The sequence below is a fragment of the Methylosinus sp. RM1 genome, assembly GCF_011378635.1.
GTDB classification, from domain to species: domain Bacteria; phylum Pseudomonadota; class Alphaproteobacteria; order Rhizobiales; family Beijerinckiaceae; genus Methylosinus; species Methylosinus sporium.
This window is the reverse complement of the sequence record NZ_WOVC01000025.1, coordinates 1-12,748: the sequence shown is the minus strand read 5'-3', so window position 1 is coordinate 12,748 and position 12,748 is coordinate 1. Positions and strand designations below refer to the sequence as shown.

The following is a 12,748-nucleotide window of genomic DNA, read 5'->3' as shown; positions in this document are numbered from 1 at the left end:
GAGGCAAGCGTGGCGGCGCGCGAGTGGTCTATTATTTTCTCGACGACGCGATCCCGCTCTACGCGCTGCTGGTCAATCCGAAGAACGAAAAACCGGATCTGTCCGCCGAGGATAAGCGCGCCGCCACGCCGCTCGTCGAGGCGATCAAGGCTGCGAGGAAAAGGAAATGAGCGCGTTCGGAAAAGAGCTGATCCAGTCGCTCGGCGAAGCGCTGGCGCATGTGAAAGGGCGATGGTCCGGCTGTTGTTCACGTTCCTGTGGATCCGCGCGAGATTCGCAAGCATGCCGGGCTGACGCAGGCGGAGATGGCTCCCCTCATGGGGATGAGCCTGTCGGGCTATCCGGAAATGGGAACAGGGCCAGCGCGCGGTCAGCGGCCCGGCCGCTATGCTGTTACGCGTGATCGCGGCGGAGCCGGAAGCGGTGAAACGGGCGCTCGTGGCGTGACGTTCGAACAAACGTCTTGCGTTCGTTAATGGCGAGGATGCGCCATGAGCCGACCTTCCCCAAGAGGATGAACAAGGCATATTCTCCCGGGTGCGTCAGGAGTGACCTATTCTCGAGCCTCCCGAGTTTCGATGACCTCGGGCCACGTTTGAAGATTTTGGAGGAAGCTCTGTCTTCGACTTTGCTTGCCAGACATGGCCCTGTGGCATTGCCAGGATTGCCTGAGTTGGCGTTCGGCGCGGCGACGTGAGGGCGCAACGCGTCCGATGTGTTATGAACGCCCGTTCCGGGGCGAGCGCCTCAGGCGACGGTGAAGCGGCGACAGTCATGCAGGAACGGGTCGGCGGAACATTGGAGCAGATTGCGTCCGCGCGGGGGGAGCGCCCCAGATCCGAACCGCCGCCGAGACCCCTATACCCCTACATTGACGGCATGCGAGCGATCGCGGTCCTTGCCGTCGTTGTCTTTCACGCCGCGCCCGATTTCCTGAGAGGCGGTTACTCCGGCGTAGACGTCTTCTTCGTCATTTCCGGCTTCATCGTCAGCGCCTCGCTGCATGACTACCGTTGGTCTGGGGCGCGACGGTTTCTCGCGTTTTTCTATGCGCGCCGACTGCGCCGCATCGCTCCGGCGCTGCTGGCAATGTTGGTTACGACCTTTTTTTTCATCGTTCTTTTCGTGCCTTACGGCCAGATTTCGGGTTCCTTTCGCGAGGTGTCGCTGGCGGCATGCTTCGGCCTATCGAACCTCGTCCTGGCGTATAAGGCGGACTATTTCTCCAACGCCGGCGAGATGAACCCGTTCACGCACACTTGGTCGCTGGCGGTGGAAGAACAGTTCTATCTCATTTTTCCTCTCCTATTCGCGCTGATGCGATCGCGGCTGCGACCGCATGTCATCGTTACCGCCCTGCTCGGCCTTGCACTCGTCTCGTTCGGCTCGGCGTTCGATTTCGGCAAGGGCGGCTTCGCCGCGAATTTCTATTCCAGCACCGCGCGCTTCTGGGAGATAGGCCTCGGCGTCGCACTCTATTTTTTTCTCGTCATGCGCGGGGAATTCGACATGCGCTCGAGAGAGCCAGAACGTTTCGCGGCGACCTATGCGGGCGCCGGTCTGGTCGGTCTCGGATTTGTCACATCGCACTCGGATGCCTTTCCCGTTCCGGGCGCCCTGCTTCCTGTCGCCGGCGCCCTTTTGATCATCGTCGGCCTGCACGGCCGCGCGCCGAATAGCCCGATCGGGAGAGCGCTCAGCTCCGCTCCGATGATTACGATCGGCGCAGCGTCTTATTCGCTCTATCTCTGGCACTGGCCGGTTCTCGTAATTTTCCGTTGGACGACGGGCCTGACGACGCTCTCCTCGAAGCTGGCGGCTTTGGCGATCGGCTTCAGCCTCGCAGCCTTCTCCTACTCCTATATCGAGCGGCCGTTGCGCTATGGCGCCTTGCTGAGCGGGCCGCGGCGCGCCATCGGTCTGTCGCTCGCCGGATGCGTTGCGACCGCGGCGGCGATCGGCGCCCTCTACCTCGCAACGCCATCGATATCGCTGAGTGTGGTGTCGCGGCATTCGGCCGATTGGTTCCCGAATTACAACGATGAAAAAGGACCGGACGCGCGGGGCTGCTTCGTATCGACGACGAAGAAGAAGTCCGGCGGAGAAACGATCAACATCGTCACTCGCGCGGGGTGCGATGGACCGGCGACGGCGCAGACGCTGCACATCGTCGGAGACAGCCATTCTTGGGCCTACATGACCATGGCGGAGCTTTATGCGCTGCGCACGGGCGTTCGGGTCGTGCGTCGCGATTTCAACGGCTGTCCGCTGCTTGCGACCATATATTTTTCGCTCGAATGCCCGATCTATTGGAAAGAGGTCGCACAGGCTCTCGCTGCGGAAACCAAGCCGGGCGACGTGATTTTCTTGCCGGCCCTGCGGACATTGCGCATGCGCAACCAGCTTGGCGCCGATCTCGAGCCGTCGTTTCCCGACATCACCGCCTTTATGGCGCAGCTGCATTCACTGGACCTAGCCCGCGAAACCTTGCGGGTGTTGACCAAGCCCGGGGTGGCCATCGTCGTCGAGGCGCCCAAGCCGCTATTCAAAACCGCGTCGCTGCGCTGCGCGGACTGGTTCGACCGTGGCAATCCCGTCTGCTCCTATGGCGACACAGTTTCACGCGCGGAGGAGGAGGCGCACCGGCGGCCAGTCATGGCGTTTCTCGCTGATTTGCAGCGCGAGTTTCCCACCGTGACGCTGTGGGATCCGATGCCTTTGTTGTGCGAATCCACAGAATGTCGAATCTATCGCGATGGGCGGCCATTGTTCTTCGACGGCGATCATTTGTCCGGCTATGGCGGGCGGGTGCTACTGCCCGCTTTTGCAGAGGAAATGGCGCAGCGTGGACTCCCGCCGCTGCCTGAGGCCGCCGATTCGCGCTGACCGAGCGCGGGAGGGGATTTAGAATTGCTGATACGAATTAGATCGCTTTGATAACGCAACGCGCCCAAACCGGAAGGCCGTGACGCGGACACCGTTTGGCCTCGAACACGTTCTGATCCTCGAGGAGTCTGCACGAAATTCTTATCGATATCGAATGACCGCTTGGGGTCAGAGTTCCTCGTTCGCGGTCCCGAACGCCCAAGCGGCGCCAGAAGCTTGCCCGCGGGCGCTTTGCAGATTCCTTGCGATCAGAACCGCGTCAGCGGCTTCGACGAAGCCGTCGCCCCCCGGCCCCTCGCTAATCCAAGTCGGAGGAGTCGGTATCTGTGGAAGGTCGCGCGTGATCGTGCTGACCCCGACTGTGTGCCGGAAGAAGCCGAACATGGGCGCGTCGTTGAACGAATCCCCAACATAGAGCACTGCATCGCGCTCCACTTCGATGTCGACGCCGTAGCTTGTCGCCAGAACGCGACGCGTCATGGCGAGCTTATCGTAGCCGCCGAGCCACCCCAGCACCCACAGATTATTGTCAGTCACATCGGCTCCGGCGGCACGCATCGCCGAAGCGATAGCGGCACGCGCGTCAGCGTCTTCCGGTCGGGCAAAGGCGATACTCGTCTGCCGGAAGGGCTGATCCTCGGCGAAAGTTGCGCCCGGAATGGCGGCAAGAACATCTCGCGCGATCTCGGCAAGGCGGCCCCACACGTCGGCCCTATCGTTCGCGCCGTGCCAAAAGCTGCGCACGAGGCGGTGACCTTCAGCGCGCTCGAAGAAGAATCCGCCGTTCTCGCCGATCACCCCGTCCACTGGCCACATCCGGGCCATCTGATCGCACCAGCCTGCGGGCGCCGCAGTAACGGGGATTACTTTCACCCCTGCTCTCTGCAGGCGCTCGAGTGCATCATAGGTGCGTGCGCCGAGGCGGCCGCGAAAGGTAAGGGTCTCATCCATGTCGGTCAGCACGAAGCGGACGTTGCGGAACTCCGAGATGTCGGCTTCGGCTAAAGGCCTCAAGGCTTTCTCCCGTCTGGCTTAATGTGGGCGCTTCATCTTGGCGCGAGGATCGTTTTCATTGGTGAGACGATTTTCGATTGGGACGTGGTCGCCCATTCGGCGGCGCCTTGTCGTTGTCACATCGAACGCCTCGAAAAGTGCTTTTACCACAACGTTGAGCCAGATTCGCGCCTATGCCGCCGCAGGGCACGCGCGCCGCCTTCCTATCGAACTTCCGGCATCTTCCGGCTCCTGCGATCCTCGACGCTTCGAGCGATAGGGCGGAGAAACTTGCGTTGCCGGAAAGTTCGTGTAGCTGTCGTCAACCTGATTCGGGAGTCGACTATGCCGCTTACCAAACGTCAAATTAGCCAGTTAGAAAAGATCGTCGGGACCGTGCAGGCGATTCTCGCGGCGGAGAAGAAGCAGGATTCCGGGCAGAGCAAACAGAGGAAGGGTCTCCGGGCTTCTGCCGGCGGCGCCAGCGGCCGACGGTCCGGAAAGGAACTCGCAGCTTTCCGTAAGGCGTTACGGGCGGAACGCAAAAGCGGCGTTCCCGTCGCCGAGATCGCCAAACGACACAAGGTAAGCAAATCCTATGTCTATCAGCTCTGACCAAGGATTCTCAGAGCCAGTGCCCACGCCGACTGGGATCCAATGTGGAGCATGACTGTTTGCCAGAGCCTATGAAAGTTCGCTGATTGCGCTCCTTTCGCGCTCATCAGCAATGTTGCCGCCATCGGAGAACTTGCACTGTGGCGCCGTAATTCGCGAGGTCGATCAATTCCGGCGCGTGCAAATTCGGACGTCGCGGACAGCCAGCTTCTGGCGATCAAATGGAATTATCGGAGCCGACGTGCCTTACCGCCGCAGGCGCGCCTCGTGGCGCGAACGGCGACATTGGTCTCGAGACATTGTTCGCTCTCTGCGAGGAGCTGCCGCGCAAATCCGAGGGGCTCTCGACCGGCGCCTATGCTACACCTGCTCGCGCGCGGATGAGCTCGGCGCCCGGCGCCCGGCGCCCATGGCGTCTTTGACCGCCGCTACGATCGAAATCTTGTCGAATGTCGAAAGGGCCGTGCAGAGCCATGACCGAGGCAAGCCTGGGAACAGATCGCAATTTCGGCGTCGCGCTGGCGGCGCTCGGTGCGGTCCTGTTCTCGACCAAGGCGGTTCTCGTCAAACTCGCCTACGCCTATCCCCTGACGCCGGAAGCTTTGCTCTCGTTGCGCATGCTTTTCGCCATGCCCGTGTATCTCGCTGTCGCGGCGTATCTGAGCCGCAGTGCCGTGCGCCTGTCGGCGCGGGATCTCCTCGGGATAGGCGCCTTTGGTCTCGTTGGCTATTACGCCGCAAGTCTCCTCGATTTTGCTGCTCTTGTCCGGATCTCCGTGGATCTGGAGCGGCTGGTTCTCTACACCTATCCGCTGATCGTCGTCCTGTTGTCCGCCTTGGTATTCGGCCGGCCGATCACGCGAAACGACGTGCTGGCGTTCGGCGTCGCCTATCTCGGCCTCGCGCTCGTGTTGCTCGACGATCGCGCCAGGGCCGGCGCGACGCCAGCCTGGGTCGACGGCGTGTTATTGGTGCTGCTGAGCGCAATAGCCTACGCGGTCTATCTGATCGGCAGTCAGAAAATCATCGGACGCCTCGGCGCCAAGCGATATACGGCGCTCGCCATGCTGGCGGCGACGGGCGGCACGCTACTGCATTTCAGCCTGACCGGGCCCGCCTCCCAGCTCCTCGAGCAGCCCGCGGTGGTCTATGGCTATGGTTTTGCGCTCGCGATCTTTTCGACGGTCCTGCCGAGCTTCTTGACCTCGGAAGGAATCGCGCGGATCGGCGCCGCTAACACGGCGATTATTGGCGCGCTGGGACCGATCGCGACCATGTTCATATCCTGGCTGCTGCTTGACGAGGCGATTACCGCCATTCAGCTCACCGGCACGGCCCTCGTGCTCCTCGGTGTGCGTGCAGCTTCCAGGAGCCCTTCCCGTTGAAGGTCGTTGAAGGGGAAGTGGATATGCCCGTCGCCGTCCGGAAGCTGAACCGCGGTTCACTGTCGGAGTTGAACGGGATCGTCGAGGAGGCGCCGGACGCAGCGTCACGGTTGACGGCCTATCATGTCCGGATCAGCGGCGCCGGCGCTTCCGCCAGTAGCCGAACGCGTCCTCATGAATCTCGACATCCAGCTCCGCTACGCGGGCTTGCAGCCTGCTCTGCACATCCGCGACGGCCTTGTTGTAGATAATCGGACCTATCTCTTCGACGAAGAATTGGAGCAGGCCCTCCGCCGCGAGATTGCCGATCTCGCTGTCCATATTCTCTTCGAAATAGCGTCGAATCGACAAGACCGCTTCCTTCGCAGACTCCTTCGGTATCTCGATCGCCACCGCGCGTTCCTTTCACGCATAGAGCTTCGCTTCTTCCGAGCCGATCGACTCACGGCCCTGGTCGACGCTGTTTGCCGCATCGCGCGGGAAAACGTCTGGCGCGTCGATTGGAGACCCGTCCTCGGCGGCCGGTCGCGCTGAGAGCCAGATTCATCAATCGGCCGATCGATGTCCATCCCCGTCGGCGAAGTCGGCGGCGTCTTCGTCCGTCTCCCGCTCTTCGTCGCGCAGTCCCAGGTTCCGGTCGAGATCGCCGTCGGCGCCCGGGCGCTGCAGCAGGCCCTCGTCCTCCAGCCGCTCGAGGTCGGGGAGCTCGCGCAGGCTGCCGGGGCCGAATTTCCATGTCGTGACATAGGCGAAAGGCGCGCCGCGCTCGGGCGCGCGCAACGCGCCATCGATGAGAACGAGACGCTTCAGCCGGCCGATGACGTCGCGGCTGATTTCTCGGCCGGCGAGCCGCGCGAGCTACGCCCAGATCGCGGGCTGCAGATAAGCGATGGCGGTCAGCGCCAGCAAGTCGGTGGGCGTCAATTCGGGCGCACCGCTGTCGCGCAGCACGCCCGAGCCCGCCGTGCGGATCGTGCCGGCGAAATGCGACTGCGTGCGAAACTGCGAGCAGCTAGCGACGGAGATGATGTCGTAGGGACGCCCGCGCAGTTCGTCGACGATGTCTGCGTGAAGATCGTCGAGATTGCACCTCTGCCCGACCAGCCGCGCGAACGTCTCGCGGGGTACCGGATCGCGCGCGGAAAAAATTGGCGCCTCGACGCGGCCTATTCATTCGCGCCAGCGCATGGGCTCGGGCAAGTCGGCGAGATCCCCGTCGAAAGACACATCGGGGCCGGGCTTCCGAGATCGGCTTATAGGCGGTTCTCTACAGCCCGGAGAGTGAACGCCTCCGCGACGGGACTAGGCGAAGCCGCTCGTTGAAACGCGCGAGGGCGTCCGACGCGCTCTCGAAGGGCGCTTACAGGCGCTCGAATGAAACCGAGCTGGGAAGACCTAAGCCCTTTTAATTCGGCGGGAATCGAATCGTTAAGCAAGTGAATATGATTATAGGTTAAGTGATAGGAGATGCCCATTCCTCCTTAGTAGACCGGACCGAAACCCGTCGCCGCAGCCGCTGAAATCAAGCCTCGGAACGGCTCTGGAGGCGAGCTTTCGGGCCGCAAATCGACAAAAAAGCTGTTTTCCCGGGCTTTCTCCTGCTCGCCACTATGAGGCGGAGGCGAACGTCAGCCTTCGGATGCACCGTCAAACGAAGAATTCAATCCCGCTTCAGCTCTCGATCCGGGCTAATTGACAAATACAACCCAATGGGTTACTAGGTTTGATGCAAACTGTGGCGGAAACCCCGACATTCACGCGGCAAGCGGAGAAGCTTTTCGACGAGAACGAAAAGGCCGAACTCATTTCCTTCCTCGCCGACAACCCGCTCAGCGGTGACGTGATCCCTGACACGGGTGGAGTGCGTAAAGTCAGATTTGCGGCTTCTGGAAGAGGCAAACGTGGCGGCGCTCGGGTGGTCTACTATTTTCTCGATGACTCGATCCCGCTTTACGCACTGCTGGTCTACCAGAAGAACGAAAAGGTCGATTTGACTCCCGAGGAAAAGCGGGGCGCCGCGGCGCTCGTGGATGCGATCAAGGCTGCGAGGAAGAAGAGATGACCGCGTTCGGAGAAGACCTGATCCAGTCTCTTGGCGAAGCGCTGGCGCATGTGAAGGGTGAAGGGCCGGCTGTCGTTCACGCTCCCGTAAATCCGCGCGAGGTCCGCAAACTTGCGGGGCTGACGCAGTCAGAGATGGCTCCCCTCATGGGGATGAGCCTATCCGGTTATCGCAAATGGGAGCAGGGTCAGCGTGCGGTCAGCGGCCCAGCCGCCATGTTGCTGCGCGTGATCGCACGGGAGCCGGAAGCCGTCAAAAGGGCGCTTGTGGCATGACGCGCGGCGAATTCTCGGCGGCGCTTTTGTTGTTTTGTCCGTGTTCAAAGCGCCCTAGGGCCTGTTGGGATTCACCGTGAGCTTATCACGGCGGCGGCGAGATAGATCATGGCGGAGAAGCTCTGATCTGTCTTGTCGGCTCGCATCGCGATGCGTTTGAACTCTTTGAGCTTACCGAAGAAATTTTCGATCAGATGCCGCCATTTATACATCTCCAGATCGATTTTGCGCGGCTGACTGCGGCGCGGGTGTTGTGAAATCGCGACCTTGGCGCCGCGCTCGTCGAGATCTGCGATGATGGCGTTGCTGTCGAAGGCCTTGTCGGCGATCAGCGCCGCGAAAGACAATCCTTCGATCAACGGAGGCACGTCGACGGCGTCGAAACGCTGCCCCGGCATCAGACGAAAGCGCACGAGATTGCCGAGCGCATCGGTGAGCGCCAGAATTTTTGTGGTCATGCCGCCTCTGGATTTGCCTATGGCCTGGCTCGAAGCCCCCCTTTTGCGCCCTGACCGTGGCGATGGACCTTCACGATTGTCGCATCGACCATGACATATTCCATGTCGGGCTCTTCAGAGACCGCGTCGAACATTCGCTGCCAGACATCGGCCTTCACCCAGTCGCGAAAACGCGTGTATGCGGTGCTCCAGTTGCCGAAGTGCTCCGGCAGATCGCGCCAGGGACTTCCTGTGCGCACGATCCACAACACCGCCTCCACGAAAAGTCGGTTATCCCTGCCGCTGCGGCCGGGATCGCTGGCCTTGCCGAGGCAGAGCGGCTCCATCTTCGCCCACTGCGCGTCCGTCAATACGAATCGATCCATCCAAAGCTTGAATCACGCCAAGCTAAAAATGGGAATCCTGAATCCCAACAGGCCCTAGTTGTCGAGCGGATTTTGATGTCCGATAATTTGAGAGCGGAATAGGCGTTTTCGAGATCCACCGGGCTCGGCCGTTATGCTGGCGAGGAGAGGAAGGCTTCGAATTCGCCGGCACAGCTGGTAACACCGTGATCTCGGCGGGATGGACGCGCGCCCGCCGATGGTCGGCAACGACAGCCGAAGCGAGTGAAAGAAAAGCTCCCGACTGGACCGCTACGGCGGTCCCCTCCCCGTTCCAATCCGCTCGTCGCTTCAGCGTCTCGACCGACGGGTGCCGTCACACGACGGTCTTTTCTCAATGGCTCGGCGCTATCAATTCCTGAAAGCGCGGGTTGCCAACTCGCGAGTGCGGGCCAGTTTAAAAATCACTTCGCTTTTTCTTTCCGCGGTTTCTGCTGATGAAGGCGACGTTTCACGCCGGGCCGCAGCGCACTCCGCACGCCCTTGTCGACGATCGGGAGATCGAACCACTCCGGGTCGAAATGCCCGCCGCACCAGGTCAGGATCTCGCGATATTCCGGGTGCTTACGGTCAGAAATGATCCCGAGGAAATTCTCATAGCCGTATCTCCCGCCGACATCCTCCGGCGGGCGGGCCCGAGCGCCAGCGACGCATGTTGCGTGCCTCGGTGAAACCGGGAGCGTGAGCTTGTCCTCGATCTCGACGGTGTGATCCCAACAGTCTCCAAAGTCGTAACGATAGCCGAAGGCAATTCGGTCTTCGCCGGAAAAGTCCGCCAGCCGCACTTCGCGCTCATTGAACACTCGGGGATCCATATCCGACCAGACGTCGTCTTCGATTTCCAAGTCGCCGTAGCGCAACCCGCCGATCCGAAACTCATGGAGATGGTAGTTCCACCAATTGAAGGCGGCCTGAATCGCGAGATGCAATTGGTGAAGGTTCCACGAAAGCGGAACAATGAGGCGTCGCCAAATCGGCGGCGAGACGCCAGCGATTTCAATTCGAACCTGAGCCGCGTTCAATTCTTCAAAGGGCATGACGAACCCGATCTCGCTGTCGATCGACTCTTACATCGCTCGATGCACGCGTTCTAAAGTCTGCTTTGATACCGCCTTTTGATCGCACGACCAACCGCTCGAGAGGCGCTCAGGCGGTGTTGGACCAGAACGAAGTCTTCTTGCCGTGTTTGCCGTGTATCCGGGCCACGAAGGCTTGGTGGGTCTCGTGCTTTCCGAAGTCGCCGATATTTGCGGCCAACCCGGCGCATTCCAGCAAATGGCGCGCCGCGTGCTTGTAGCGGCTGGTTCGACTTTGATCGAGCGCGAATTCGATCATGGCGCGCAGCGCTAGCGTCGCCGCTAATGCGTGTTTCCCGGCCAGGGCTCCTGCGACCGGCGTCAAAATTTCATAGCGATCTCCGTCGAGATCCTGAGAGCGTTGTAGGACGAGTTTCGCCGCCCGATCGAGCGCCGGCCATGACGCCAGAAACCACAGCGCCTGTTGGAAATTGGCGTGGCTTTCGACGATGTCGAGCGCTCTTGTTTCCGCCTCGATATCATCGAAGTCAGGAAGGCGTTTCAAATGCTCGCGCAAATGCCGCTCTGACAGAAAGCGCTCGAAGCACGACCAACGCGCTGCTTGCGCGTCTTCGCTTCGACCCAGCGCCTCGAGCGCCGCGATGCGCGCGTCTTCCCATTCGAACTCAGGGCGGTCGGCGCGCCCGCGCTCCGCGGCTTCCACCATCTGCAGCGCCTCGTCGGCGCGGCCGGCAGCGGTGAGCCGTCGGGAAATTTCCGCCGCGATCTTCGGAAACTTCGTCGCTCGCTTGTCATATTGCGCAACGAAGGCGTCGACGTCGCCCTGCGCGTCGGCAATGTCGCTCAATGCAAACCGGATGACGCTGGCCCGATGGCGGTTCTGGATCTCGTCTTCGAAGATAGGACCGCTCGCCGACCAGCCGATTTTGCGCCTCTCGTGATCCTCGATCCTTTTTATCGGCTCGTTGGACAGCGAGATGAGACGCTGCTTCAAATGCGCGAGACCGGCGCTGCCGAGCGAACCGCTCAACGTGGCGATGAGATGGTCGTATTGTCCATAGTCGTTGGCGAGCAGCGCCTGATAGGTGCGGTCCGCCAACTCCATTGCGTCACAACGCGCGGTCTCGGCCAAGCGAGCGAGATCCTTTGCGCCTCGGTGGAAAATCCCGATGATCGTTCCGCTACTGTCGTCGCAGCGCGCGAACACCGAAGCGGCGAGACCCGTGAAGCTCCACATGAGATCGAGCGCTTCTTTCGGATCGGCGGGTTCGACGTGATCGACGATTGCGCGTCGCTGCGTTTCCAGGTCGTCGACGAGCGCGCGGCGCTTCTGCCAATCGATGAAGGCGCCGGGCCGGGAGATCGAAGCGAGGCGCTTGCGAATTTCTCGTGCGGCGTCGGACGGACCGCGAGCGCCGGCGAGCGCAAGCCGTAAGCGACGCTTTACCGCGGCATCGCCACTGCTGATTTCCATCAACAATTCGGCGAGCCGCTCCGCGCCGAGCGCTTGGAGGTTTTGGGGGGTGAGTGTGGTTTTCGGCGGCATAACGGAGATTATAGCCGAATTGAATTTCGGGAGGCGTCCCACTGTGACCTGGACGGCGCGGGTGGGACGCCCGCAAAGTTGAGGCGTCTTAAAGCCTCAGGCCGACCAGTTAAGGCGATGCCGGAGTGCTCAAATACGAAGTCTGGATCATACTGCGCCCATGAGCGCTCAGAATTCCCGTAGGTTCCGGCTTGGTCGCTACGGAGAAGCGACTGTCGGCGGCGAAGTCGTGCGCGCCTTCGTTCCCCCTCCCCTGCCGCCGAGCCGGGACATCGATCTCCTGCCTCTTCTCGGTCGCGTCAGCGCCGCGGAGCGAGCGCTCGGCCGGCTCGATGGCGCAGCCGTCCTGCTGCCGCGACAGGAGCTTTTTCTCTACATGTATGTCCGCAAGGAAGCCGTGTTCTCCTCGCAAATCGAGGGCACGCAGTCGACCCTCGCCGATCTCCTTCGGTTCGAGACGGAGGCGTCGTCGGCCCAATCGATCGACGACATCCGGGAAGTCTCGAATTATGTCGACGCGATGATGTACGGGCTCGAACGGCTCGAAGAGTTCCCGCTCTCGCTTAGACTCATTCGTGAACTCCACGCTCGCCTCCTGCAGAGCGGTCGTGGTGAGACGAAAGATCCCGGCGAATTTCGGCGCTCGCAAAATTGGATCGGCGGTACGCGGCCCGGCAACGCGCTGTTCGTGCCCTCGCCCCCCAGTGAGCTCGGCGGCTGTCTCGACGCTTTCGAGCGCTTCATTCACGAAACCGGATCGCAATTGCCGCCGCTGATCAAAGCCGGGCTGCTTCACGTCCAGTTCGAGACCATTCATCCGTTTCTCGACGGGAATGGTCGTGTGGGGCGCCTTCTGGTCACGCTGTTCCTGTGCGCCAATGGCGTGCTGCGGACTCCCCTCCTCTATCTCAGCCTTTATCTGAAAACGCATCGCGCGGACTATTATCGTCTTTTGCAAGAGGTGGGCGAAACTGGCGCTTGGGAGAGCTGGCTCGAATTTTATGGAATGGCCCGCCCCTCCTTCCGGCGTAGTAGGCTCGCCGGAGATAGAACGGAGGGATTGGTCATGAAGACGAAGGTTTCCGTGCTCGGGATCGACATCGGCAAG

12 protein-coding genes and 1 pseudogene are annotated in these 12,748 nt (G+C 61.3%); 7 read left to right on the top strand and 6 right to left on the bottom strand.

Annotated elements, in window-relative coordinates; translation table 11 throughout:
- Positions 1-23: 23 nt before the first annotated feature.
- Positions 24-170, top strand: coding sequence for a hypothetical protein (locus tag FMZ75_RS15580; protein WP_166144057.1), 147 nt, complete (start codon positions 24-26; stop codon positions 168-170).
- 550 nt (positions 171-720) lie between these two features.
- Positions 721-2,886, top strand: coding sequence for an acyltransferase family protein (locus FMZ75_RS15575; RefSeq protein ID WP_142864238.1), 2,166 nt, complete (start codon positions 721-723; stop codon positions 2,884-2,886).
- Positions 2,887-3,054: 168 nt separating this feature from the next.
- On the opposite strand, the gene FMZ75_RS15570 is transcribed toward FMZ75_RS15575, so the two are convergent.
- On the bottom strand, positions 3,055-3,900 hold the full coding sequence (locus FMZ75_RS15570) for an HAD-IIB family hydrolase (protein WP_207783465.1): 846 nt from the start codon (positions 3,898-3,900) through the stop codon (positions 3,055-3,057).
- A gap of 324 nt (positions 3,901-4,224) precedes the next feature.
- On the opposite strand from FMZ75_RS15570, the gene FMZ75_RS15565 reads away from it, so the two are divergent.
- Both FMZ75_RS15565 and FMZ75_RS15560 read left to right on the top strand, forming a co-directional pair.
- Positions 4,225-4,494 (top strand): hypothetical protein, encoded by a 270-nt coding sequence (locus tag FMZ75_RS15565; RefSeq protein ID WP_166144053.1) that lies wholly within the window; start codon positions 4,225-4,227, stop codon positions 4,492-4,494.
- A 473-nt stretch (positions 4,495-4,967) separates the two neighbouring features.
- Positions 4,968-5,879, top strand: coding sequence for a DMT family transporter (locus tag FMZ75_RS15560; protein ID WP_166144051.1), 912 nt, complete (start codon positions 4,968-4,970; stop codon positions 5,877-5,879).
- Between the two features lie 132 nt (positions 5,880-6,011).
- Here the strand turns inward: FMZ75_RS15560 and FMZ75_RS15555 are convergent, their stop codons facing one another.
- Both FMZ75_RS15555 and FMZ75_RS22185 read right to left on the bottom strand, forming a co-directional pair.
- Entirely contained in the window at positions 6,012-6,272 is a 261-nt protein-coding gene (locus tag FMZ75_RS15555) for a DUF2164 domain-containing protein (RefSeq protein ID WP_142863723.1), read from the bottom strand.
- A gap of 465 nt (positions 6,273-6,737) precedes the next feature.
- Positions 6,738-6,983 carry a hypothetical protein gene (locus tag FMZ75_RS22185; protein WP_370464730.1) on the bottom strand — a complete coding sequence of 82 codons (246 nt, stop codon included), beginning with the start codon at positions 6,981-6,983 and terminating at the stop codon, positions 6,738-6,740.
- A gap of 622 nt (positions 6,984-7,605) precedes the next feature.
- Here FMZ75_RS22185 and FMZ75_RS15545 point away from each other — a divergent pair.
- Both FMZ75_RS15545 and FMZ75_RS15540 read left to right on the top strand, forming a co-directional pair.
- A complete protein-coding gene (locus FMZ75_RS15545; protein ID WP_166144108.1) occupies positions 7,606-7,941 on the top strand; it encodes a type II toxin-antitoxin system RelE/ParE family toxin in 336 nt (111 codons plus the stop codon).
- Positions 7,938-8,216, top strand: coding sequence for a DNA-binding transcriptional regulator (locus FMZ75_RS15540; RefSeq protein WP_166144049.1), 279 nt, complete (start codon positions 7,938-7,940; stop codon positions 8,214-8,216). Before FMZ75_RS15545 ends, FMZ75_RS15540 begins: the two co-directional genes overlap by 4 nt.
- Before the next feature lie 71 nt (positions 8,217-8,287).
- Here FMZ75_RS15540 and FMZ75_RS15535 read toward each other — a convergent pair.
- The 3 genes and pseudogenes from FMZ75_RS15535 to FMZ75_RS15525 all read right to left on the bottom strand — a co-directional run bounded on the left by FMZ75_RS15535 (position 8,288) and on the right by FMZ75_RS15525 (position 11,640).
- Positions 8,288-9,000, bottom strand: a pseudogene (locus tag FMZ75_RS15535) (IS5 family transposase).
- Positions 9,001-9,461: 461 nt separating this feature from the next.
- Entirely contained in the window at positions 9,462-10,094 is a 633-nt protein-coding gene (locus FMZ75_RS15530) for a plasmid pRiA4b ORF-3 family protein (protein ID WP_166144045.1), read from the bottom strand.
- Between the two features lie 109 nt (positions 10,095-10,203).
- A complete protein-coding gene (locus FMZ75_RS15525) occupies positions 10,204-11,640 on the bottom strand; it encodes a DUF6880 family protein (RefSeq protein WP_166144043.1) in 1,437 nt (478 codons plus the stop codon).
- Between the two features lie 160 nt (positions 11,641-11,800).
- Here FMZ75_RS15525 and FMZ75_RS15520 point away from each other — a divergent pair.
- Positions 11,801-12,748, top strand: a 948-nt coding sequence (locus FMZ75_RS15520; protein ID WP_207783463.1) for a Fic family protein, incomplete at its 3' end; no start/stop codon positions are given.